The sequence below is a fragment of the Pseudomonas sp. genome, from assembly GCF_036387035.1.
GTDB lineage: Bacteria > Pseudomonadota > Gammaproteobacteria > Pseudomonadales > Pseudomonadaceae > Aquipseudomonas.
Window position 1 is genome coordinate 1 of sequence record NZ_DASVUM010000055.1, and the last position, 21,603, is coordinate 21,603.

Annotated in this window: 21 protein-coding genes and 2 pseudogenes; 12 read left to right on the forward strand and 11 right to left on the reverse strand. The window is 62.3% G+C overall.

Features of this window, described 5'->3' with window-relative positions; all coding sequences use genetic code 11:
- A pseudogene (locus VF672_RS04735) lies at positions 1–125 on the forward strand (LysR family transcriptional regulator); the annotation flags it as partial.
- 464 nt (positions 126–589) lie between these two features.
- Here VF672_RS04735 and VF672_RS04740 read toward each other — a convergent pair.
- The 4 genes from VF672_RS04740 to VF672_RS04755 all read right to left on the reverse strand — a co-directional run bounded on the left by VF672_RS04740 (position 590) and on the right by VF672_RS04755 (position 4,154).
- On the reverse strand, positions 590–1,495 hold the full coding sequence (locus VF672_RS04740) for an AraC family transcriptional regulator (protein ID WP_331101988.1): 906 nt from the start codon (positions 1,493–1,495) through the stop codon (positions 590–592).
- A 95-nt stretch (positions 1,496–1,590) separates the two neighbouring features.
- Positions 1,591–2,280 (reverse strand): fumarylacetoacetate hydrolase family protein, encoded by a 690-nt coding sequence (locus VF672_RS04745; RefSeq protein ID WP_331101990.1) that lies wholly within the window; start codon positions 2,278–2,280, stop codon positions 1,591–1,593.
- 118 nt (positions 2,281–2,398) lie between these two features.
- The gene (locus tag VF672_RS04750) at positions 2,399–3,160 is read right to left on the reverse strand and encodes an SDR family oxidoreductase (RefSeq protein ID WP_331101992.1); all 762 of its coding nucleotides are present in this window, start codon (positions 3,158–3,160) and stop codon (positions 2,399–2,401) included.
- 61 nt (positions 3,161–3,221) lie between these two features.
- Positions 3,222–4,154 (reverse strand): 2-hydroxyacid dehydrogenase, encoded by a 933-nt coding sequence (locus VF672_RS04755; protein ID WP_331101994.1) that lies wholly within the window; start codon positions 4,152–4,154, stop codon positions 3,222–3,224.
- A gap of 368 nt (positions 4,155–4,522) precedes the next feature.
- On the opposite strand from VF672_RS04755, the gene VF672_RS04760 reads away from it, so the two are divergent.
- A complete protein-coding gene (locus VF672_RS04760) occupies positions 4,523–5,662 on the forward strand; it encodes a glycerophosphodiester phosphodiesterase (protein ID WP_331101996.1) in 1,140 nt (379 codons plus the stop codon).
- A gap of 167 nt (positions 5,663–5,829) precedes the next feature.
- Here VF672_RS04760 and pyrF read toward each other — a convergent pair whose 3' ends face one another.
- Positions 5,830–6,528: an orotidine-5'-phosphate decarboxylase gene (pyrF, locus tag VF672_RS04765; protein WP_331101998.1), complete on the reverse strand. Its 699-nt coding sequence runs from the start codon at positions 6,526–6,528 to the stop codon at positions 5,830–5,832.
- Between the two features lie 174 nt (positions 6,529–6,702).
- Here pyrF and VF672_RS04770 point away from each other — a divergent pair, with 174 nt between their 5' ends.
- The gene (locus VF672_RS04770; protein ID WP_122537759.1) at positions 6,703–6,870 is read left to right on the forward strand and encodes a DUF2897 family protein; all 168 of its coding nucleotides are present in this window, start codon (positions 6,703–6,705) and stop codon (positions 6,868–6,870) included.
- 110 nt (positions 6,871–6,980) lie between these two features.
- Here the strand turns inward: VF672_RS04770 and VF672_RS04775 are convergent, their stop codons facing one another.
- A complete protein-coding gene (locus tag VF672_RS04775) occupies positions 6,981–7,811 on the reverse strand; it encodes a transporter substrate-binding domain-containing protein (protein ID WP_331102001.1) in 831 nt (276 codons plus the stop codon).
- Positions 7,812–8,231: 420 nt separating this feature from the next.
- Between VF672_RS04775 and VF672_RS04780 the strand changes: the two genes are divergently transcribed.
- Both VF672_RS04780 and VF672_RS04785 read left to right on the forward strand, forming a co-directional pair.
- Positions 8,232–8,774, forward strand: coding sequence for an exonuclease domain-containing protein (locus tag VF672_RS04780; RefSeq protein ID WP_331102038.1), 543 nt, complete (start codon positions 8,232–8,234; stop codon positions 8,772–8,774).
- A gap of 91 nt (positions 8,775–8,865) precedes the next feature.
- Entirely contained in the window at positions 8,866–9,153 is a 288-nt protein-coding gene (locus VF672_RS04785) for a pyrimidine/purine nucleoside phosphorylase (protein WP_331102003.1), read from the forward strand.
- A 21-nt stretch (positions 9,154–9,174) separates the two neighbouring features.
- Here VF672_RS04785 and VF672_RS04790 read toward each other — a convergent pair whose 3' ends face one another.
- The 3 genes from VF672_RS04790 to tusA all read right to left on the reverse strand — a co-directional run bounded on the left by VF672_RS04790 (position 9,175) and on the right by tusA (position 12,648).
- Complete coding sequence (locus tag VF672_RS04790; RefSeq protein ID WP_331102005.1) at positions 9,175–10,953, reverse strand: ABC transporter transmembrane domain-containing protein; 1,779 nt, start codon at positions 10,951–10,953, stop codon at positions 9,175–9,177.
- Between the two features lie 194 nt (positions 10,954–11,147).
- Complete coding sequence (pdxB, locus tag VF672_RS04795) at positions 11,148–12,305, reverse strand: 4-phosphoerythronate dehydrogenase PdxB (RefSeq protein WP_331102007.1); 1,158 nt, start codon at positions 12,303–12,305, stop codon at positions 11,148–11,150.
- A gap of 88 nt (positions 12,306–12,393) precedes the next feature.
- Positions 12,394–12,648, reverse strand: coding sequence for a sulfurtransferase TusA (gene tusA, locus VF672_RS04800; RefSeq protein WP_331102009.1), 255 nt, complete (start codon positions 12,646–12,648; stop codon positions 12,394–12,396).
- 209 nt (positions 12,649–12,857) lie between these two features.
- Between tusA and VF672_RS04805 the strand changes: the two genes are divergently transcribed.
- The 6 genes from VF672_RS04805 to VF672_RS04830 are packed head-to-tail and all read left to right on the forward strand — an operon-like array spanning position 12,858 to position 18,942.
- A complete protein-coding gene (locus tag VF672_RS04805; RefSeq protein WP_331102011.1) occupies positions 12,858–15,800 on the forward strand; it encodes a monovalent cation/H+ antiporter subunit A in 2,943 nt (980 codons plus the stop codon).
- Entirely contained in the window at positions 15,800–16,144 is a 345-nt protein-coding gene (locus tag VF672_RS04810; RefSeq protein WP_065986226.1) for a Na+/H+ antiporter subunit C, read from the forward strand. The genes VF672_RS04805 and VF672_RS04810 overlap by 1 nt, the downstream gene beginning before the upstream one ends.
- Positions 16,141–17,820 (forward strand): monovalent cation/H+ antiporter subunit D, encoded by a 1,680-nt coding sequence (locus VF672_RS04815; protein WP_331102015.1) that lies wholly within the window; start codon positions 16,141–16,143, stop codon positions 17,818–17,820. The genes VF672_RS04810 and VF672_RS04815 overlap by 4 nt, the downstream gene beginning before the upstream one ends.
- Positions 17,817–18,305 (forward strand): Na+/H+ antiporter subunit E, encoded by a 489-nt coding sequence (locus VF672_RS04820; RefSeq protein WP_331102017.1) that lies wholly within the window; start codon positions 17,817–17,819, stop codon positions 18,303–18,305. Before VF672_RS04815 ends, VF672_RS04820 begins: the two co-directional genes overlap by 4 nt.
- The gene (locus VF672_RS04825; RefSeq protein ID WP_331102019.1) at positions 18,302–18,580 is read left to right on the forward strand and encodes a K+/H+ antiporter subunit F; all 279 of its coding nucleotides are present in this window, start codon (positions 18,302–18,304) and stop codon (positions 18,578–18,580) included. Before VF672_RS04820 ends, VF672_RS04825 begins: the two co-directional genes overlap by 4 nt.
- A complete protein-coding gene (locus VF672_RS04830; protein ID WP_331102021.1) occupies positions 18,577–18,942 on the forward strand; it encodes a Na+/H+ antiporter subunit G in 366 nt (121 codons plus the stop codon). The genes VF672_RS04825 and VF672_RS04830 overlap by 4 nt, the downstream gene beginning before the upstream one ends.
- Before the next feature lie 108 nt (positions 18,943–19,050).
- Here VF672_RS04830 and VF672_RS04835 read toward each other — a convergent pair whose 3' ends face one another.
- On the reverse strand, positions 19,051–19,518 hold the full coding sequence (locus VF672_RS04835; protein ID WP_331102023.1) for a hypothetical protein: 468 nt from the start codon (positions 19,516–19,518) through the stop codon (positions 19,051–19,053).
- Between the two features lie 275 nt (positions 19,519–19,793).
- On the opposite strand from VF672_RS04835, the gene VF672_RS04840 reads away from it, so the two are divergent.
- The gene (locus VF672_RS04840) at positions 19,794–20,030 is read left to right on the forward strand and encodes a DUF2789 family protein (RefSeq protein ID WP_331102025.1); all 237 of its coding nucleotides are present in this window, start codon (positions 19,794–19,796) and stop codon (positions 20,028–20,030) included.
- Positions 20,031–20,111: 81 nt separating this feature from the next.
- On the opposite strand, the pseudogene VF672_RS04845 reads toward VF672_RS04840, so the two are convergent.
- A pseudogene (locus VF672_RS04845) lies at positions 20,112–21,575 on the reverse strand (phospholipase effector Tle1 domain-containing protein).
- Positions 21,576–21,603 lie beyond the last annotated feature (28 nt).

The following is a 21,603-nucleotide window of genomic DNA, read 5'->3' on the forward strand; positions in this document are numbered from 1 at the left end:
ATTCCCTGAGCGAGGCGATCGAGGGCCATGACACCGGGCTGTGGCTGCTGACGCGCCCGGATTGCCGAGCGTTGCGCTCGGTGTCAGCGCTGTTCAGGGAACTCAGCCAGGCGATTGAGCTGTAGGGCAGACGGTCCGGGACGGTGCCAGCTGCACCGACGCCTTCCCGGCTAAAGCCGGTCCCACTAAGAGCACGCGGTGTGTCAGTGAGACAGGCTTCAGCCAGCTGCACCGACGCCTTCCCGGCTAAAGCCGGTCCCACTAAGAGCACGCGGTGTGTCAATGAGACAGGCTTCAGCCAGCTGCACCGACGCCTTCCCGGCTAAAGCCGGTCCCACTAAGAGCACGCGGTGTGTCAGTGACAGGCTTCAGCCAGCTGCACCGACGCCCTCCCGGCTTGAGCCGGTCCCACTAAGAGCACGCGGTGTGTCAGTGACAGGCTTCAGCCAGCTACACCGACGCCCTCCCGGCTTGAGCCGATTCCACTGAATGCAAGCGGCTTTTTTAGTGGGACCGGCTTCAGCCGGGAAGAGGCCGGTTCACTCACCCTTACTTTTGCGGTGAGACGCTGCACCCCTCTCAACTCTGCTCAACCACCGCGCTGCTCGCGCCGAAATTGCCCCGGCGGCAGGCCGTGGGCTTTGCGGAAACGCCGCGAGAAATACGCCTCGTCGGCGAAGCCACAGATCTGGGCGATGTGGCTCAAGGGTTTATTGCTGTTCATCAAATGCGTACGCGCCAGCCGCATGCGCCGCTCCAGAACCAGTTCGGAAAAGGTCTTGCCGGTTTCCTTGCGCAGCAAGTGGGTCAGGTAGTTGGGCGACAGAAACGCCGCCGCCGCTGCGTCAGTCAGCGACATGGCAGGGTCGGCAATGTGCTGGCGGATGTACTCGATTATCCGGCTCATCGCATCGCGCCGTCCGCGACGCTCGGCGTTGTTCGCCGCCAGCGCAAGCAACGGCGCTTCGAAGCGATTGCACACCGTGCCGATCAACTGCAGCAGGCACCCGCGCAGGATCGCCCCGGATCCCAGCTGCCTGGCGCGGTCCATGTCGCGCATCTGCAGCAAAAGCGCGGTCACTTCAGCGAAATCGACGTCATCAAGGGTGAAATCCAGATGCTCCTGAAACCGGAACGGCGCCAGCTCTGGCGCTTCGGCGAGGGGTACGTCTTCGAGGTCCATCGGATCGCACGGCAGGTGTTGCAGGAAAAACGCCTGAGAGAAATTGATGAGCACGAAGGTGCCGTCTTCGGGATGCGGAATCACGTGCAAGCGATGGGGCAGGATGAACGCCAGGGTATTGCGCGGGAACGGCCTGACCGCGCCACCGATATGCTGCACGGTGTCACCGCCAAGGTTGATCTGGATCTGGAAATACTCATGACGATGGGGCGTTGTCAGCGCGGGGCGGGCCGACTTGTCACGGATGTAGAAATCCATGCGGTCACTGCGCTGCTGCATGCCATAGGTCTGGATGCGGGAGGGATGAGCCATCGCTGAATACCTGAAATCGCCGGTTCGGACTGCCGCATGTTAGGGCAAGGCCGGTAGCCGCACCAAACGATTATCAGGTTGGCCGGAACGATGAATCAGCCGATCGTCACACTCAGTTCGGCAATGCCTTTGATCCCGGCGGTGACGACATCACCGCGCTGCAAAGCGCCCACGCCGGCCGGTGTGCCGGTGTAAATCAGGTCCCCCGCCTTGACCCCGACCGACTGCGACAGGTGCGCGATCACCTCGCTCACGGCCCAGATCTGGTCAGCCAGATCACCGCGCTGACGGCTCTGGCCGTTCACGTCCAGCCAGATGGCACCGGACGCCGGATGGCCGATCTCGCTCACGGGGTGCAGCGGTGTGGAGGGCGCGGAGGCGTCGAACGCCTTGGCCCACTCCCACGGCCGGCCCATTTTCTTCGCCTGCGCCTGCAAGTCGCGGCGGGTCAGGTCCAGGCCGACGCCGTAGCCCCAGACATGAGCCAGCGCATCCTGCGGGTCGATGTCCACGCCGTCCTTGCCGATGGCCACGACCAGTTCAATCTCGTGGTGCAGGTCCTCAGTGAGCGGCGGGTAGGCAATTTGCCCATCGGCAGGCACAACGGCGTCGGCAGGTTTCATGAAGAAGAACGGCGGCTCGCGGTCAGGGTCGTGGCCCATCTCCCGGGCGTGATCGGAGTAGTTACGGCCAACACAAAAAACCCGGCGGATCGGAAAACGGCTGGACGTCCCGGCGACTGCCAGGGACGGTGTGGCAACAGGGGCGATAACAAACTCGGTCATGGCGGTGTCCTCGATTAAAGGTGGCTCGGCATGGGGTGAGTGTGGCAATTGAGCGCGCGTTCAGGTTGGACGGATCCCCAAAGGTTTTGGACGAAACAACGCAAAAAGCGATGCTAGATCACCCGCGGCCCACAAACGGCATGCCGCTCGCCATGACCGTCATGTTCAGCACGTTGGCCGATAAGGGCAGGCCGGCCATGTAGCTCACCGCTTCGGCGACGTGCTGGACGTTCATGGTCGGTTCAACCTGCAACTCACCGTTGGGCTGCAGCACGCCTTTGGTCATGCGGTCGGTCATTTCCGTCAGGGCGTTGCCAATGTCGATCTGGCCGCAGGCGATGTTGAAAGCCCGACCGTCCAGCGCGGTGCTTTTGGTCAGGCCGAGCACCGCATGCTTGCTCGACGTATAGGGCGAGCTGAACAAACGCGGGGTGTGCGCTGAAATCGAGCCGTTGTTGATGATCCGGCCGCCCTGTGGCACCTGGCGGCGCATCAGGCCGAACGCTGCGCGCACGCACAAAAACATCCCGGTGACGTTGGTGTCGATCACGTTCTTCCATTGCTCCACCGAGAGCTCGTCCATCGGCACCGCTGGCGCGCCGATCCCGGCGTTATTGAACGAGACGTCCAGTCGACCGAATGTCTGTTCAATGGTCGCGAACAGCGCTTCGACGCTGGCCGGATCACGCACGTCAGTCGGCACGGCCAGGGCTTGCTGCCCGGCGCCGTGGGCCTGTTCGACCAGCGCGTGCAAAGGTTCAGGCCGACGCCCGGCCAGCACCACGGCAAAACCGTCCGCCAGCAATTGCAGCGCCACCGCACGGCCAATGCCGCTGCCGGCACCCGTTACCAGCGCGACTTTCAACACAGATGAAGACATGCGCGATTCCTTTTTTTGTTGTGCAGGGAGCTGCGGCGGTCATCGCCGCACCATCCGGCTATTAGCCATGAACGGGGGTCAACACCGGTTTGCCCGCGTAAAAGGCCAGCAGGTTATCAGTGACCATTTTCACGGTGTCGCGCGACGCTTCGGGCGACAGCCCCGCCAAATGCGCCGTGAGCACCACGTTATTGAGCGTTTTAAGGGCATCGGGAACGTGCGGCTCATCGTCGAACACGTCCAGCGCCGCCCCGGCAAGGCGGCCCTGTTGAAGCGCGTCGATCAGCGCATCGGTGTCCACGACACTGGCACGGGCAATGTTGACGAGGAAGCCCTCGGCGCCCAGCGCTTCGATGGCGGCCTTGTCGATCAGGTGCCGCGTCGCCCCGCCCCCGGGCGTTGCCACCACCAGAAAGTCAGACGCTTCGGCCAGCGCCAGCGGCGTCGCGCAATAGTTGAAATCCACGCCGGCACGCGGTGAGCGGCTGTGGTAGTTGATCACCATGTCAAAACCCAGCGCGCGTTTGGCGATGGCCATGCCGACCGAGCCAAGACCGAGAATGCCCAAGCGCTTGCCGGCGAACGAGGGCCGGGTCACCTTGCGCCACTCATTGCGGCGCACCGAGGCGTCGGCCTGGGGAATGTCACGAACCGCCGCCAGCAGCAACGCCATTGCATGGTCTGCCACCGTCGGCGCATTCACCCCTGCCCCATTCGTGACCACGATGCCCCGCGCCTCGGCGGCAGCGAGGTCGACGCGCTCGTAGCCGGCGCCAATCACACAGATGATCCCCAGCTTTGGCAGCGCGGCCATTTCCTCGGCGGTAAAACCCAGCGGCCCACGGGTCAATACCGCATCAATCTCATCGCCCCCGTTCGCCACCGCCTCCGCCCGTAGCGCCGGGGTGGGCGCCAGAATGAGCCGAAAGCCGCTGCGTTCCAGAATCGGCAAATACATGTTCACGCTTTCAACCAGCACCAACACCGTTTTCATCATCCCTCCGCTGCGCGAAATTCGTGGTGCTGACAGTACCGCGAGTGAGCGCGATTGGGCAGAGGTGTGCATGGCAAAATCCAGGCTTCAAAAAAACAGGCATCACTTGGCAGACCCATCAGCGTCATAACAAACGGCGACACTTGAGGTGCCTGATGCAGAGGTCAGAGGGACAGAAGGGGGCTCTCCGATTTCCGACAAACCGACAGCAATCCCCCTCACAACGACAGCTGCGGTTGCCGAGCCTGCCCGTTGCTGTTTAAGGTCTGAGCCCTGCGACACATGATTTGATCACGACAAAACGTGTGCCACGCGGTCCGGCGACGGCCGCGCCCTGAACGAACACACACAAAAGGAACGTCAGAACCATGCTGAAAGGATTATCCAGAACGTTGAGCGGCGCCGCGATTGCCGGTGTGTTGTTGTCTTCGGCCGTGGCCCTGGCGGCCGCTGATACCGGCAAGCAACCGGGTCGGGCGCTGGCGGCGAAGATCGGCGTGCCGTGGCCGGCGGTCATCGCCCATCGCGGCGCGTCGTTCAATGCGCCCGAGGAGACGGTGCCTTCCTACACCCTTGCCCGGGAATTGGGTGCTGACTATCTGGAAATGGACATCCAGCGCACCAAGGATGGCGTGCTCATCGCGCTGCATGACAACACGCTGGAGCGCACCACCAACATTGCCGAGGTCTACCCGGAACGGGCCAAGGACCCGCTTAACACGTTTACCCTGGAAGAGATCAAACGTCTGGACGCCGGCGCGTGGTTCAACAAGGCTCACCCTGACCGCGCCCGCGCCGCGTACGTCGGGCTGAAAATTCTGACGCTGGACGAGGTCATCGACATCGCCGAAGGCGGCAAAAACAAGCCCGGTCTGTACATAGAAACCAAGGTGCCCGCGCAGTTTCCGGGCATCGAAGAAGATCTGAAGAAGAAGCTCGAACAGCGCGGCTGGCTGACCCAGCGCCCCGCTGCCGAGAAAGGCCACGTCAACGTCGCGCATATGCCGGGCCGTGTGGTGCTGCAGACGTTTGAAAAACCCAGCCTGGAACTGCTGCAGAAGAGCATGCCCAACACACCGAAAGTGCTGCTGCTGTGGCTGGGCGACGGCTACATCGAAACGGCTTCGGGCAAGACCTTGAAGGACTCGGGCGCCAAGGACAAGGCGAGCTTCTACGCCACTGAGCAGGTGAAATCCAAGGAAGAGTTTGCCGCCTGGATGGATTGGGCCAAAGCCCACGGCGCCGTCGGTACGGGGCCATCGGCGGCTTTGAGAAACGGCGGTGACCAGAGCTACATGGACCTGGTGCAGCCATGGATGAACAAGATGGCCCACGACCGCGGGCTGATCATTCACCCCTACACCGTGGACGACGCGGTGGACTTCAAGGCGCTAAGCGAAGAGGGCGTGGACGGGTTCTTTACTAACCGGGCTTCGGAATTGCTGAAATTCTATGGTCGGCCATCCACGGAAAGCATGGACGCCATCCTTAAGCGCAGCGGTTACTGATCCAGGAAAGTACGCCGCTCTCGCCGACCTGCACGCGGATCACAACGGTGGGAGCGAGCGTGCTCGCGAAGGCGCCGGTTGGTTCGATAAATGATCAGCGGCCGAAACGCCGTCTTCGTGAGCAAGCTCACTTCCACATAACCGTGTTCGATCTGCAATGGCGCGTTTTACGCCAGCTCTGCCACCACCGCTGCCAGCGCTTTCGCCGGGTCGGCGGCCTGGCTGATCGGGCGGCCGATGACCAGATAGTCGGAGCCTGCATCCAGCGCCTGACGCGGCGTCAGAATGCGGCGCTGATCGTCCAGCGCGCTGCCGGCCGGACGAATGCCGGGCGTCACAAGCTGCAGCGAGGGATGCGCCGCTTTCAGCGCCTGGGCTTCCAGCGCGGAGCACACCAGACCGTCCATCCCGGCCTTTTCAGCCAGCGCTGCCAGCCGAAGCACCTGCTCCTGCGGCTCGATGTCCAGACCAATGCCCGCCAGATCTTCCCGCTCCATGCTGGTCAGCACCGTTACGCCAATCAGCAGGGGCTTGGGACCTGTGCGCTGATCCAGCACATCGCGACAGGCCGCCATCATGCGCAAGCCACCGGAACAGTGCACGTTGACCATCCACACGCCCATCTCAGCGGCGGCCTTGACCGCCATCGCCGTGGTATTGGGGATGTCATGAAATTTGAGGTCCAGAAACACTTCGAAGCCCTTGGCATTAAGGGTTTCGACGATGTCCGATGCGCAGCTGGTAAATAGCTCCTTGCCCACCTTGACCCGGCACAGCCTGGGGTCCAGTTGATCAGCCAGATTCAACGCGGCTTCGCGGGTCGGGAAATCCAGGGCGACGATGATAGGGGTCTGGCAGACGGACATGAGCGGGTTCTCTGGCAAGTCGAAATCGGCGCGCATTGTAGCCGAACATCCCGCAGGGCGGGACCCGGCAATCGGTAAATGCTGCCCGAGGCGCGCCAGGCGTCGAGCATCTCCTACAATTGAACCACTGGACAGCGTCGCTGCTCCAACGCTTATCACAAGAAGGAAAACCTTATGCCCTGGTATGCCTGGTTAATTTTGCTCGTTGCAATCGGCTCGATCGTTGGCGGTCTGCTGATGCTCAAGGATTCCGCGAAGAAACTGCCGCTGACCGATGAACAACTCAAGCGCGTTCACGAGCGCAACGCCGAGATGGACGCCAAGGAAGCGCGAGACCGCTGAAATTTCTGCTGATCGATGTCGCTGAAGCACGTTGCGCGAGCGTGACTTCGGCGCTTCAACAACCCCGCCCCTTCCCCGCCGCCCTGCCGAACAGTTAATGCCTGCCGGTGTCAGTCCCTGTCTGCGCCTTCGCCCAGCGCCACGGCGTGATGAGTGGCCTGTGGCGTTACAGCGATGCGAAATGGCTGAAAAATCTTGAACATCTCCCCATTCTCCCGAAGCTGCCGGAGCAGTTCGCCGAAGCGTTCTGCGCTGATGGGCGCATCCGGGCGCAACAGCGCGTAATGCCGATACACCTGATCCACGCGGTCCGAGACCAGGAACTGGTCGGCGTCCTGCGGGTTGTTCGACATGAACGTGCTCAGGTAGGAGCGTGTGACCAGCGCAATGTCCGCGCGATCGCGCAGCACCATCAAGAGGTTGCTGTCGTGGGAATAGGTCAGCGTGGCGTTGTAATTGTCGGCGAGGAATTTAGGGTCGGCATCAAAACGCGCGAACGCATAGTGGTAGCCGCTGAACAGCGCGAGCCGCTTGCCATGCAGCTCGTCGAAATACGTCTGGGTACGACCCTGCTGGCGGTGCGCGACGAAGACTTCAGCGTCTTCCAGCCCCATGTCGACATCTTCATGGGGAATGCCTTTCCAGCCCCAGGCGGGGTTTTCGAAAATGGCCATGTCGAAGCGCGCCTGCTGGAAATCGCGGAAACGACGCGGAATGGACGTGGGCACCATCTCGAAGCGATAGTCGCTCTGCATCGCGTTCAGCGCGCTGACCATCTGCGGGAGCAGTCCGGTGTCTTCGCCGCGCTCGGGACGAATCGTGTACGGCGGGAAATGTGCCGCACCAATGCGCACGATCTGCGTCGCACCGGCCTGCCAGGCCCACAGGGTAGCGGTCGCAAGCAGCAGGGTTTTAAAAGCCATCCGCATCGGCGTGGACATCAAGACAAGGTACCTCAGGCGAAACGGAGTACGTAAGCTATGCGTTCGCGATCAATTAGACAACGGTCAAACGCAGGCCAGGCGGACTGCGCTTTTCCAACTCCCGCCCTCCCTGCGCCTTGCCGCCCCTTTCCCTTCCAGGCCCTCTCTCGGCCAAAGCAGTCCTTGTCCTTTGCGTTATCGACCGCGCTTTGCTTTAGATGAGGACCGAATGCGACTGCAATTTATGCCGAGGTTAGCGCTCAGGCAAGCGCTGTCCCGGCCATAGGCCAGTCAGGTGCGACAAAAGACGCCGCGTCTGCAAACCTTCCTGCTCATCACGAGTCCCAATCATGGATCATCTGCGTCGGGCAGTCGGACGCGGCCTTGACAGGGCGGCGCCCCATGGCGCTGCGGCAGGTTATGGAACAGGAGTTTGAGATGTCCTATTGGTTGGTGATAGACCTGGAGGCCACCACCGAAGAAGGCGGATGGCCCGTGGCAGAGATGGAAATCATCGAAATCGGTGCGGCCGTGGTCAACCAGGATGGGCGGGAAATCGACCATTTCGAACGCTTCGTGCGGCCCGTCCGCCGGCCGTTACTGACGCCTTTCTGTCGTGAACTGACGCGCATCCAGCAGCGCTTTATCGACGGTGCCTCGACGCTGCCAACCGTGTGGCCACAGTTTGAACGCTGGATCGGCCAATACCGGGCGCGGCTGGTGGCCTGGACCAGTTGGGGCGATTACGACCGTCAGCAACTGGAACAGGAATGGCGCCTGCACCAGCTCACCAGCGAACTTGCCGGCCTGCCCCACGTCAACCTGAAGCAGCGCTTCGCCAGCGCCCGCCACCTGCAAAAGCCCTGCGGCCTGAACACCGCGCTGCAATTGGCAGGTATGCACTTCAATGGCCAGCAGCACCGGGCGCTCTCGGACGCGCGAAATACCGCACGGCTGCTGCCGCTGGTGATCCCAGGCTGAGGCGTGACGCATTTATCAAAGCGGATGACGGCCTTTTATACGTTCGGCATACTGTCCGGCCTTTTCCAGCCCTTCCCAAGGAGATCCAGCCATGTTCAAGGTCAACGAGTATTTCGACGGCACCGTCAAATCCATTGCCTTCAAGCAAGCAGAAGGCGACGCGACCATCGGCGTCATGGCTCCCGGAACGTACAATTTCAGCACGGCTGATCGGGAAATCATGCACGTGATCTCCGGCCAACTGAAAGTCTTGCTGCCAGACACCGACAACTGGGCGACTTACGACGCCGGACAACAGTTCGATATCCCGGCGAACGTCAAATTCGATGTCGAAGCGACCGTAGAAACCGCCTACCTGTGTGAATACCGCAAAGGTTGATTTACAGATTCAGGTCGGCAATCAGCCGACCTGCTCCACACCGGCGTTGAACTGCAAGGCAGCCAAGCGCGCGTACAGCGGGTTGCTGGCAATCAGCTCCCGATGCGTCCCCACCGCGACCAGTTTCCCCTGATCCATCACCGCAATCCGGTCAGCGTTCTGCACCGTCGCCAGTCGATGTGCGATGACCAGGGTCGTGCGGCCTTCCATTAACGTCGGCAACGCCTGTTGAATGAGATATTCGCTCTGGGCATCCAGTGCGCTGGTGGCTTCGTCGAGCAACAGAATCGGCGCATCGGCCAGCAACGCCCGGGCAATGGCCAGACGCTGACGCTGCCCGCCCGACAAGCCCATGCCGCCATCACCCAGGTGCGTCTGATAACCCTGAGGCAGCAACTGAATGAACTCATGGGCGTGGGCAATCCGCGCCGCCGCCTCCACCTGCTCGACGCTGGCGGCCGGGTTGCCGTAACGAATGTTGTCCTCAACCGACCCAAAAAATAGCGCCGGCGTCTGCGACACCCAGGCGAAGCAGCGGCGCAAGTCCAAGGGATCGAGACGTTCGACGGGAATGCCCTCGATCACCACACGCCCATGCTGCGGGTCGTAAAAACGCAGCAGCAGGTCGAACAGCGTCGACTTGCCCGCCCCGGAAGGGCCGACCAACGCAAGGGTTTCCCCCGCTTGGATGGTCAGGCTCAAGCCGTCAACGGCGTTGCGCTCCGGGCGGGAAGGATAGGCAAAACTGAGGTTTTCCAGCGCCAGGCGCCCGCTGATGCGTGCGGGCAGCGCGAGCAGATCGCTGGCCGGCGCTGTGATTTCACTGCGCGCCTGCAGCAGTTCGGTGATGCGCTCTGCCGCGCCCGCCGCCCGTTGCATCTCGCCGATGACCTCACTGAGCGTGCCGAAGGCGCTGCCAACGATGAGGCTGTAGAACACAAACGCCGCCAGCTCGCCGCCGGAGATACGCCCGGCGATCACGTCCATGCCACCGACCCAGAGCATCACGCCCACCGCGCCCAACACCAATACGATGACCAGGGTGATCAGCCACGAACGTTGCAGAATCCGCTTGCGTGCCGTCTCGAATGCATCCTCGGCGGTCTGCGCAAAACGCTGACGGTCTTGTTCCTGGTGGTTGTAGGCCTGAACGGTTTTGATCTGCCCCAGCGCTTCGGACACGTAGCTGCCGACATCCGCCACCCGGTCCTGACTCTCCCGCGACAGGCTGCGCACACGACGCCCGAAAATCAGAATCGGCGCCACCACCAGCGGCAGTGCGACGACAACAATGCTGGTCAGCTTGGGATTGGTGAAAAACAGCAGGATGATCCCGCCGATGACCATCAGCGCGTTGCGCAGGAACATCGACAGCGACGAGCCGATCACCGATTGCAGCAGCGTGGTGTCGGCAGTCAGGCGCGACTGGATTTCCGAGCTTCGATTGTTCTCGTAAAAGCCGGGATGCAAGCTGACAAGGTGGTCGAACACCTGCTTGCGCAGATCGGCGACCACGCGTTCGCCGATCCATGACACCAGGTAAAAGCGCGCAAAGGTACCGACTGCGAGGGCGACCACCAAGCCCATGAACAGGCCGATGGTTTCATTGAGCAGGGTGGGCGAACGGGTCATGAAGCCCTGATCCACCATCAGCCGGATGCCTTGCCCCATCGACAGGGTGATGGCGGCGGTGACCACCAGCGCCAGCAACGCGCCGATGGCTTGCTTGCGGTACGGCGCAATCATGCGCAGGGCAAGACGAATGGCATGCCGCTGACGGCCGGAAAAAACTGAAGCCATGAAAAACACCCGCGAGACGAATCAGCCGCAGAGCCTACACCTCCCGCTCCGTGCACGCTCGTCAGCTTTGCCGAACCCGGCGGCGCTGTCGCCAGGCAACGAACGCAGTCATGCAACAGGCCTCGCTGCCCGGCACACAGCGTTCCCGGCAGACTCGCGATTGCGATGCAAAACGGGCGCGGCGTGTGCCGGTTTCAGGGGCGCCGATCAGTCAGGACGGTCGCGCCCAAGGCTTCGACGATCTGCCGCAGGGCCGCTGACTCGCCGTTGATGCGAACCTGCAGGCTGTCGATCTCCCGACGCGGCGGGTAGTGCTTGCGCAAGGCATCGAAGGCCAGCCGTTGGCGCTGAGCATCGCCCACCAGACTGCGGCGAAAATCCGCGTCGTCGCGGCGAGGATCGTAAACGCCCCGGCATAGCGCGTTCAGCGCCCAGACCGGGTCGGTGGCGGCATCCAGCGTGACTTGGGCCAGCCAGGGCTTGGGCAGCAGGTCCTCAAGCATGACGCTGGCCGGTTGCCCAAGGTGCGCGCAGAGGGCCTGATAAATTTGCGCGGTGCCACGCTGCCGGCCGTCGAGGCTGTAACCGGCGATGTGCGGCGTGCCGATGACGCACAGCTCGGCCAGTTCGACGTCGACCTCCGGCTCTTTTTCCCAGACATCCAGCACCGCTTGCAGGTCTTCGCGTTCCAGCAGCACCTGGCGTAGTGCGCGGTTGTCGACGACCGGGCCGCGCGCGGCGTTGATCAGCCAGGCGCCGGCCTTGAGCTGCTGCAAGCGGGCGTAATCGAACAGGTGCCAGGTGGGCGAGTTGCCGCCTCTGTCCAGCGGTGTGTGCAGGCTGATCACATCGCAGCGGGCGATGATCTCGTCGAGGTTGACGTAGTCGCCGCCTTCAAGGGCCTGACGCGGCGGGTCGCAGACCAGCACGTTCCAGCCCAGGCCGCGCAAAACCTTGATCAACCGACCGCCCACCTGGCCCGCTCCCACTACGCCATAGGTGCGACTGGCAAGGTCGACGCCTTCTATTTCCGCCAGGGTCAGCAGACTGCCCAAGACATAATCGACCACGCCACGGGCGTTGCAGCCCGGGGCGCTGGACCATTGAATACCGGCTTCTTCGAAGTAGTCGAGATCGAGGTGATCGGTGCCGATGGTGCAGGTGCCGACAAAGCGCACCGGCGTGCCTTCGAGCAATGCACGGTCGACACGGGTGACCGAGCGCACCAGCAAAATGTCGGCGTCGGCGACGGCGGCGCGGTCGAGCGTGCGGCCCGGGTAACGCTGAATATCGCCGATGCCTGCGAAAAAGGCGTCGAGCAAGGGGATGTTTTCGTCGGCAACTATGCGCATGTCAGGGCTCCTGGAATGGCCGCAGTGTAGGCGCCAGAGCTCTGCCGAGCCAGCGTGACGCGAAACCCGTCAACGATACCGAACCCGATCAGTCGAGCTTCTTGCGGATCCAGTACAGGAATTCGCCGTCGCCAGCCTGTTTATCCACCAACTCGTGGCCCAGGAACACACAGAACTTGGGGATATCGCGCTGGGTGGACGGATCGGTGGCGATCACTTTGAGCAACCCGCCGGGCGGCAGGTCGCGCACTTTCTGGTGCAGCATCATGACCGGCTCGGGGCAATTGAGGCCGGTGGCGTCGAGCACGGCATCGACGGCGAGGTTTTCGATGGAATCAGACATGGGGCGCTCCGGAAACAGGCCGGCATTGTCGCTTAATTGATCAAGGATCGCCAAATCGGCCGGCCAGGTTATAGCCCGATGCTGTCCGCGGAGCGCCATGGACTACGCTGCTGCCTACAACCTTTGTAGGATTCTGCGACATCTTGGCGTTTGGTCATACCGGACCCGGCACGTATGATCCTTGACATTTCTTCGCAGATTAGAAATCTATGTCCCTGATAGTTCTACTGCTTCTGCCTTTCATCGGCAGCTGTCTGGCGGCACTTTTGCCGCACAACGCACGCAACAGTGAATCCCTGCTCGCCGGCCTGATCGCCTTGATCGGCGCGGTGCAAGTGGCGCTGTGGTATCCGCAGATCGCCCACGGCGGCGTCATCCGAGAGGAGTTTTTCTGGCTGCCCAGCCTGGGCCTGAATTTCGTATTGCGTCTGGATGGCTTTGCCTGGCTGTTCTCGATGCTGGTGTTGGGCATCGGCGCGCTGGTGTCGCTGTATGCGCGCTACTACATGTCACCGGACGACCCGGTGCCGCGCTTCTTCTCGTTCTTTCTCGCGTTCATGGGCGCCATGCTCGGGCTGGTGATGTCCGGCAACCTCATCCAAATCGTTTTTTTCTGGGAGCTGACCAGCGTCTTCTCGTTTCTGCTGATTGGCTACTGGCACCACCGCGCCGATGCGAGGCGCGGCGCTTACATGGCGCTGATGGTCACGGGCGCCGGTGGCCTGGCGCTGCTGGTCGGGATGATGCTGCTCGGGCACGTGGTCGGCAGTTACGACCTTGATCGGGTGCTGGCCTCGGGCGACGCGATTCGCGCCCATGCCCTGTACCCCGTGCTGCTGACGCTGATTTTGATCGGCGCACTGAGCAAGAGCGCGCAATTCCCCTTCCATTTCTGGCTGCCCCACGCCATGGCGGCACCGACACCGGTGTCGGCGTATCTGCACTCGGCGACGATGGTCAAGGCCGGGGTGTTCCTGCTTGCACGCCTGTGGCCTTCGCTGTCGGGGAGCGAGCAGTGGTTCTGGATCGTCAGCGGTGCGGGCGCGTGCACGCTGGTGATCGGCGCCTATTCCGCCATGTTTCAGAACGACCTCAAGGGCCTGCTGGCTTATTCCACCATCAGCCACCTGGGGCTGATCACTCTGCTGCTGGGCCTGAACAGTCCACTGGCCGCGGTTGCCGCAGTGTTTCATATCCTCAACCACGCGACGTTCAAGGCATCGCTGTTCATGGCTGCGGGGATCATTGACCATGAGAGCGGCACCCGCGACATTCGCAAGCTCAGCGGCCTGATCAAGCTGATGCCCTATACCGCGACGCTGGCCATGGTCGCCAGCGCGTCAATGGCCGGCGTGCCGCTGCTGAACGGCTTCCTGTCCAAGGAAATGTTCTTCGCAGAAACAGTGTTCATCACTTCGACTGACTGGGTGGAAATCGCCCTGCCGGTGATCGCCACCGTCGCCGGGATCTTCAGCGTGGCGTATTCCCTGCGCTTCACCGTTGATGTGTTCTTCGGGCCGAAAGCCACGCGCCTGCCGCACACGCCCCATGAGCCGCCGCGCTGGATGCGTCTGCCGGTGGAGCTGCTGGTGCTGACCTGCCTGATCGTCGGCATCTTTCCCTCGCAGTCGGTCGGCCCGCTGCTCGCCGCAGCCGCACAGCCGGTGGTGGGAGGGGAACTGCCCGAGTACAGCCTGGCCATCTGGCACGGGCTGAACGCGCCGATGATCATGAGCCTGATCGCCATGGCCGCAGGTATCCTCCTGTATCTGCTGCTGCGAGGCCCGATCAAGCGCAAACGGGTCAACGGGCCGCCGTTGATCTGGCGTCTGAACGGCAAGCGTCTGTTCGAGCGCGTGCTGGTGCTGCAGATGCGTGCCGCGCGCCGGCTCCAGGGCCTGTTGACCACTCGGCGATTGCAGGCGCAGCTGTTCCTGATGGTGCTGGCGGCGTTAATCGCCGGTTTCGTGCCGATGTACGAAAGCGGCCTGAGCTGGGGCGACCGACCGAAGATTCCAGGCTCCGGCGTGTTCGTGATGCTCTGGCTGATCGCTATTGCCTGCGCCATCGGCGCTGCGTGGCAGGCCAAGTACCACCGGCTGGCCGCGGTGACCATGGTCAGCGTCTGCGGGCTAATGACCTGCGTGACCTTCGTCTGGTTTTCCGCGCCCGACCTGGCGCTGACCCAACTGGCGGTGGAGGTGGTCACCACCGTTTTGATTTTGCTGGGCCTGCGCTGGCTGCCACGACGCAACGAAAACGTGCCGCCGCCTTCACAGGCGCGACGCCGGGCCAAGGTGCGACGGATCCGCGATTTCGTGCTCGCCGTGGCAGTGGGTGGCGGCATGGCGGTGTTGTCCTACGCCATGCTGACGCGGCCGACGCCGAACGCCATTTCCGAGTTTTACCTGAGCCGCGCACTGGCCCAGGGCGGCGGCACGAACGCGGTGAACGTCATGCTGGTGGACTTCCGCGGCTTCGACACCTTTGGCGAAATCACCGTATTGGCCGTCGTGGCGCTGACGGTCTTTGCCTTGCTGCGGCGTTTCCGGCCGCCGAAAGAGTCCATTGCACTGCCGGCACAGCAGCGCTTGCTCGCGCGTGACGTGGTCACCGATCTGGTCAACCCGCGTCACGCGGCGGACACCGCGCTGGGCTTCATGATGGTGCCCGCGGTGCTGGTGCGCCTGTTGTTGCCGGTGGCCTTCGTGGTGTCGATGTACCTGTTCATGCGCGGGCATAACCAGCCGGGCGGCGGTTTTGTGGCCGGGCTGGTGATGTCGGTGGCGTTCATCCTGCAATACATGGTCGCCGGCACCCAGTGGGTCGAGGCCAACATGAGCCTGCGGCCGCTGCGCTGGATGGGCACCGGCCTGTTCTTCGCGCTGGCCACAGGGTTGGGCTCGATGGCCCTGGGTTACCCGTTCATGACCACCCACACCGCCCATGTGCACCTGCCGGTGCTGGGCGATCTGCACATTGCCAGCGCGCTGTTTTTCGACATCGGCGTGTACGCCGTGGTGGTCGGCTCAACCCTGCTGATCCTCACCGCCCTGGCTCACCAGTCGGTGCGCAGCCATCGTCCCACCTCGTTGCCGCAGCCTATTGAACCGGCCCCGGCGGCGAGCCCGATTTCACAAGGAGCCATCTGATGGAAGAAGTCATCGCCATTGCCATCGGCGTGCTCGCCGCCTCAGGCGTGTGGCTGATCCTGCGCCCACGGACCTTTCAGGTCGTCATGGGCCTGTGCCTTTTGTCCTACGGCGTCAACCTGTTCATCTTCAGCATGGGCAGCCTGTTCATCGGCAAGGAGCCCATCATCAAAGACGGCGTGCCCCAGGACCTGCTCAATTACACCGACCCCCTTCCCCAGGCGCTGGTGCTGACGGCCATCGTCATCAGCTTCGCCATGACGGCGCTGTTTCTGGTGGTGCTGCTGGCCTCGCGCGGTCTGACCGGCAACGACCACGTCGACGGTCGGGAGCTGGGTGAATGAGCCTGATGAACCAACTGATCGTCGCGCCGATCCTGCTGCCGGTCCTGACCGCTGCGCTGGTGCTGTGGCTTGGCGAAAAACACCGGCCGCTGAAAGCGCGGATCAACCTGCTGTCCACCGGGCTTGGCCTGGCGATTGCCATCACGTTGATGGTGTGGGTACAGAAAACCGGCACCACTGGCTCCATCGGCGTGTACCTGCCGGGCAACTGGGAGGCGCCGTTCGGCATCGTGCTGGTGATCGATCACCTGTCGGCGCTGATGCTGGTGCTGACCGGCATCGTCGCGTTCTGCGCCCTGCTCTTCGCCCTGGCCCGTTGGGATCGTGCAGGCGCGAGCTTCCACGCCTTGTTTCAGATCCAGTTGATGGGGCTGTATGGCGCCTTTCTCACCGCCGATCTGTTCAACCTCTTCGTGTTCTTCGAGGTGTTACTGGCAGCGTCCTATGGCCTGTTGCTGCACGGGTCGGGACGGGCGCGGGTGTCGGCGGGCCTGCATTACATCACCATCAACCTGCTCGCCTCGTCGCTGTTTCTGATTGGCGCAGCGCTGATCTACGGCGTGACTGGCACGCTGAACCTGGCCGATCTGGCGATAAAGATCCCGCAGGTGCCGGAGAGCGACCTGGGTCTGTTGCACGCCGGCGCGGCGATTCTGGCGGTGGCGTTTCTCGCCAAGGCGGGCATGTGGCCGCTGAATTTCTGGCTGGTTCCGGCCTACTCCGCGGCCAGCGCACCGGTGGCGGCGTTGTTCGCGATCATGACCAAGGTCGGCGCCTACACCCTGCTGCGGCTGTGGACGCTGTTGTTTTCCGGGCAGGCCGGCGCGTCGGCGTTCTTCGGCGGCGACTGGCTGATCTGGGGCGGCATGGCCACCGTCACCGTGGCAGCGATTTCCGTTATCGCCGCCCAACGGCTGGAGCGAATGGCCAGTCTGAGCATTCTGGTGTCGGCGGGCATCCTGCTCTCGGCGGTCGGTTTCGCTCAGCCAAGCCTGACTGCCGGCGCACTGTTTTATCTGGTGAGTTCGACCCTGGCGCTCAGCGCGTTGTTCTTGCTGGCAGAGCTGATCGAGCGCTCACGTTCGGCCAACGACATAGCCCTCGACGAGGACGCCGACCAGTTGCCCAAGGCGCTGGAGTCGTTGCACCCGGTGCCCGGGACCAATCTGGACGACGAGCAGAAAGCCGTTGTCGGGCATGTCATTCCGTGGACCATGGCGTTTCTGGGCCTGAGTTTCATGGCCTGCGCATTGCTCATCATTGGTATGCCGCCGTTGTCCGGCTTTCTCGGCAAGCTGACCCTGATCAGCGCGCTGCTCAACCCGCTGGGCCTTGACGTCGCGAAGGGCGAGGCGATTCGCGGCGACAGCTGGACGCTGGTGGCGCTGCTGATTATTTCCGGGCTGGCGTCGCTGTTTGCCTTCGTGCGTGTCGGCATCAAGCGCTTCTGGACGCCTCAAGAGCATGCGGCGCCCCTGCTGCGGCTCAATGAATGCCTGCCGATTGCCTTGCTGGTGGGCTGCGCCATCGTGCTGACGTTCAAGGCCCAGGCGCTGTTGCACTACACCCAGGACACGGCGCAGGCGTTGCACGATCCACAGCAATACGTGCTGTCGGTGATGGCGGCCAGGCCGATACCGGGGCCCGACTCGGCTGCGGCGCAGGTGCAGCCATGAAGCGCCTTTTTCCTGCACCGCTGTTGTCGATGTCGCTCTGGGGCTTGTGGCTGTTGCTCAACCTGTCGCTGAGCCCGGGCAACCTGCTGTTGGGCGCCCTGCTGGGGTTTTTCGCACCTTATATTTTTGCGCCCTTGCGCCCCTCGCCGGCGCGTATCCGCAAACCCGGCGTCGCCGTGCGCTTATTCCTGCTGGTGGGCCGCGACGTGGTGGCCTCCAATCTGGCGGTGGCCCTGGGCGTGCTGCGTGCAGGTCGCCGTCCGCCACACTCGGTGTTCGTCAAAGTCCCGCTGGAACTGCGCGACGCCCACGGCCTTGCGGCGCTGGCGATGATTTGCACGGTCATACCGGGGACCGTCTGGTCTGAACTCGCGCTGGATCGCAGCGTGTTGTTGATGCACGTGTTCGATCTGGAGGACGAAGCGCGCTTTATCGAGCACTTCAAAAGCACCTACGAACGGCCACTGATGGAGATTTTTCAATGAGTGCCCTGCTCACAAACGCGATTCTGCTGACGCTGTCGCTGTTCACGGTCGCCATGGTGCTGACCCTGATCCGCCTGTTCAAAGGCCCGTCGGCGCAGGACCGGGTGCTCGCATTGGACTACCTGTACATCCTGGCGATGCTGACAATGCTGGTGCTGGGGATTCGTTACGCCAGTGACACCTACTTCGAGGCGGCGCTGTTGATTGCGCTGTTCGGCTTCGTCGGCTCATTCGCGCTGGCCAAATTTCTGTTGCGCGGCGAGGTGATCGAATGAATTCGTTGCAGGTATTGCCGTTCTGGGTCGAAGTCCTGACCGCCGTCCTGCTGGTGCTCAGCAGCCTGTTTGGCTTGATCGGGGCGCTGGGCCTGTTGCGCCTGAAGGATTTTTTCCAGCGCATGCACCCGCCCGCGTTGGCTTCGACCCTCGGCGCGTGGTGCGTGGCGCTGGCGTCGATTGTTTACTTCTCGGCGCTGAAGGACAGTCCCGTGCTGCACGCGTGGCTGATCCCGATCCTGCTGGCGATCACGGTGCCGGTCACCACCTTGCTGCTGGCGCGCACCGGGCTGTTTCGCAAGCGAATGGCCGGTGATGACGTGCCTCCCGAGGTCAGCGACGGCAGACAGCAGGGGCATTGATGGTGTGCCATTGGCGCTAGCCGCGCGCACCCATGCCCGCCACCCGTCGCTTGTGGCGTGGGAGGATGTGGGCGCGTTCCGTGTGCAGATTTTATTGATGCGCTGCTCTTACTCGCTGGCTTTGAACGTCAACTCGCCCTTGCGCCATTTGGCGGCTTTGGCGGTCGCGGCTTTGAGGACTTTGCTCAGGCCGGTCTGAATCTGCTCGTGGGCGGCGAACACCATAAAGATGCTATGGGACTCTTTGAAGACGATGCCGTGGCCTTCAGGCACTTCGACAAAGGCGTATTCGCCCAGGCCGTAGATGGTCATCTTGATGTCGCGAAAGCGGATTTCGAACTTGCCGCCTTCGCGGCTGGGCAATACCGACGCACGAAAGTGGTCGCCCACCTTCAGGTCCAGCCCGGGTTTGTCATCGACCACCAGTGCGGTTTCGGTGTCGATCTCAGACATGTAAATGCCTTCAGGGGATTGTTCGATGACATAAACGAATCGCGCCTGGAATAGCTTCACCAACTTCGCGCGCACGTCACCGAGCACGAATAACGCGTGGGTATCCAGATTACCTACTGCCAATGTGCAAACTCCCAACCTGATAGGAACCCGCCCGGACAGCCGACCGGGCAAGAAAGAACGAGAAAATGGTGCGCCCTGAAGCCGGACGCTGGCGTGAGCATGGATTCTACCGGCAGTGAGTCTATACGGGATATATCCCTTTCGTCCGCAGCCATGTGGTTTTTGTGGTCTTGGGGAAATGCTTAGAACTCTTGCCTGCCCCGCGCACTCCCATGCAGCAGAAGGTTACTCACTGACCACGCCAATCCGGGTCCTTGACCCGTCCGGGAGAAATAATGGAAATCATGACACCGTCGCTTGAGCTGTTGTTTGAACAACTGGGGCTTGAGTCCGATCAGGCCAGCATCGACGCGTTCGTCGCAGCCCATCACCTGCCTGATGACGTGAAGGTGTCCGAAGCCGATTTCTGGACGCCGCAACAAGGTGCGTTGCTCAAGGAGAAAATCCAGGTGGATGACGACTGGGCCCCCATCGTCGACGAGCTGAACGTCTTGTTGCACACCCCGAGCTGATCCGTTTCAAGCGTAAACAATGGCGGCCCTCAAGGCCGCCAATTTTTTGCGCATCGCTCCCACCGCTATAAGTCCGTTCGATCACTGCGGATAGCCTGGCTGTCCCACGTTGGAAAACATCTGCCGCCCTTCAAGCGCCGGGGCGTGCACGAACAATCCGTCCACCAGCGCGTCGCGTCGGGCATTGTTCCAGTGGGCGGAGCGATGGATGTAGCGCTGGTACAACAATGTCTGCTCGGCATCACTCAATGCGCTGCCCTCTCCTTTTGCATAGCTGATCAACTTGGCGGCAATCGGGCGCAACTCCGGGGGAAGGCTGGTTTGCGCAGAATCCCTGACGGGCAGAAACGGCACCCCCTCGTCGCTCGCCAGCGCATGCATTACCCGCAGGTAAACAAGGGCGAGATGGTTGTAGACACAACGTTCCAGCGTCACCGTCGCCACCACCGTCTTGACCCCTCGTGACGTGGTGCCAAACCGCTCGAAACATTCAATGCCCAGCGCGGCGCTGTCATCAGCAGGATCGAGTAGACGCTGCGCATCCAGCGTGGACAGCTCGGCATGAGCCTGCAGCCAGGCGTCCGTAGCGTCGTATGGCGTGCTGACGCTGACCAGGCTGCGGTGCGGCCGGAACAGCGACACTTTCTCGAATTCCCGAGGCTAATAGCCGCCACCGATGTCGGAGTGACTGCCCGGCAGCGTGACTTCTCGGGGCCACTCGGGCTTGACGCTGTTGAGCACGAAGTTGCGCCGATGCTCATCACCGGCCACCAGGTGCAGCACCTGCTGCGCGCACCCGGGAGGCAGAAACAGGTTGACCCGCTTGTTGACCGCATCACGGACGCTGCCCAGATCGGAAATCCCGCCGACGGCGGCGACCGTGTCAAACAGCCCGATGACGTTCACACGGACGCTGCCCCTGGCCCACGAAAAATGGTCGGCGAGCGGGAGCTCGCGAGGGTCGAGAATGGGGTCGAGGGCGCCCCGTGACTGTTTTAGCACTTCATTGACCAAGTGCCGTGCAGAGGCCGCGCCCCGGCTAAAGCCGAACACGTCCAACTCCAGCGCCGCGATGACGCAGCCCGGGTTATCGTTTTCAAAGCTCTGAAGCTCATCGCCAATTTTTTTGATGCATTTGGACACTTTCGCGACCACGCCGGTGGTACCGCGACCAAACCCCTGGCCTGACACGCGGGAGTCTCGGCCGCCCGAGGTCGTGCCGACACCGCTGACATATACCGCGTCATACACATAAGCGCCGTCGCCGTTCATGATCGCCTTGCGCTGCTGCTTATATAAGCCGGCGAGTCTTGCGATATTGGTCAGGCTGTTGCTGTAACTGCTGCCAGGGTCGCTGTGCCGACCGCCACACTCTTTGGTATGCAGGCCACCGTTAACTTCTGTCATGGCCTGGCAGTCGGCGCCAATCTGGCTGTTGACGCGGTTATTGCCGGTCCCGTCAAAGAACACGCCGAGCCGAACAGTGACTTCGAGTGCGCCGGCGCGGGGATCGCCCGATGCTTGAGTGGTTATTTTGTTCGTCATTTGATTCATCCGTGAGTACTGACATGAT

Bases quoted from the DNA above. Each gene is read 5' to 3' on its own strand.
- VF672_RS04810 (WP_065986226.1), top strand. From the start codon at position 15,800: ATGGAAGAAGTCATCGCCATTGCCATCGGCGTGCTCGCCGCCTCAGGC.
- VF672_RS04840 (WP_331102025.1), top strand. From the start codon at position 19,794: ATGGAAATCATGACACCGTCGCTTGAGCTGTTGTTTGAACAACTGGGG.
- VF672_RS04780 (WP_331102038.1), top strand. From the start codon at position 8,232: ATGTCCTATTGGTTGGTGATAGACCTGGAGGCCACCACCGAAGAAGGC.
- VF672_RS04815 (WP_331102015.1), top strand. From the start codon at position 16,141: ATGAGCCTGATGAACCAACTGATCGTCGCGCCGATCCTGCTGCCGGTC.
- VF672_RS04750 (WP_331101992.1), bottom strand. From the start codon at position 3,160: ATGTCTTCATCTGTGTTGAAAGTCGCGCTGGTAACGGGTGCCGGCAGC.
- VF672_RS04760 (WP_331101996.1), top strand. From the start codon at position 4,523: ATGCTGAAAGGATTATCCAGAACGTTGAGCGGCGCCGCGATTGCCGGT.
- VF672_RS04830 (WP_331102021.1), top strand. From the start codon at position 18,577: ATGAATTCGTTGCAGGTATTGCCGTTCTGGGTCGAAGTCCTGACCGCC.
- pyrF (WP_331101998.1), bottom strand. From the start codon at position 6,528: ATGTCCGTCTGCCAGACCCCTATCATCGTCGCCCTGGATTTCCCGACC.
- VF672_RS04745 (WP_331101990.1), bottom strand. From the start codon at position 2,280: ATGACCGAGTTTGTTATCGCCCCTGTTGCCACACCGTCCCTGGCAGTC.
- VF672_RS04740 (WP_331101988.1), bottom strand. From the start codon at position 1,495: ATGGCTCATCCCTCCCGCATCCAGACCTATGGCATGCAGCAGCGCAGT.
- pdxB (WP_331102007.1), bottom strand. From the start codon at position 12,305: ATGCGCATAGTTGCCGACGAAAACATCCCCTTGCTCGACGCCTTTTTC.
- VF672_RS04825 (WP_331102019.1), top strand. From the start codon at position 18,302: ATGAGTGCCCTGCTCACAAACGCGATTCTGCTGACGCTGTCGCTGTTC.
- VF672_RS04770 (WP_122537759.1), top strand. From the start codon at position 6,703: ATGCCCTGGTATGCCTGGTTAATTTTGCTCGTTGCAATCGGCTCGATC.
- VF672_RS04775 (WP_331102001.1), bottom strand. From the start codon at position 7,811: ATGTCCACGCCGATGCGGATGGCTTTTAAAACCCTGCTGCTTGCGACC.
- tusA (WP_331102009.1), bottom strand. From the start codon at position 12,648: ATGTCTGATTCCATCGAAAACCTCGCCGTCGATGCCGTGCTCGACGCC.
- VF672_RS04785 (WP_331102003.1), top strand. From the start codon at position 8,866: ATGTTCAAGGTCAACGAGTATTTCGACGGCACCGTCAAATCCATTGCC.
- VF672_RS04755 (WP_331101994.1), bottom strand. From the start codon at position 4,154: ATGAAAACGGTGTTGGTGCTGGTTGAAAGCGTGAACATGTATTTGCCG.
- VF672_RS04805 (WP_331102011.1), top strand. From the start codon at position 12,858: ATGTCCCTGATAGTTCTACTGCTTCTGCCTTTCATCGGCAGCTGTCTG.
- VF672_RS04790 (WP_331102005.1), bottom strand. From the start codon at position 10,953: ATGGCTTCAGTTTTTTCCGGCCGTCAGCGGCATGCCATTCGTCTTGCC.
- VF672_RS04820 (WP_331102017.1), top strand. From the start codon at position 17,817: ATGAAGCGCCTTTTTCCTGCACCGCTGTTGTCGATGTCGCTCTGGGGC.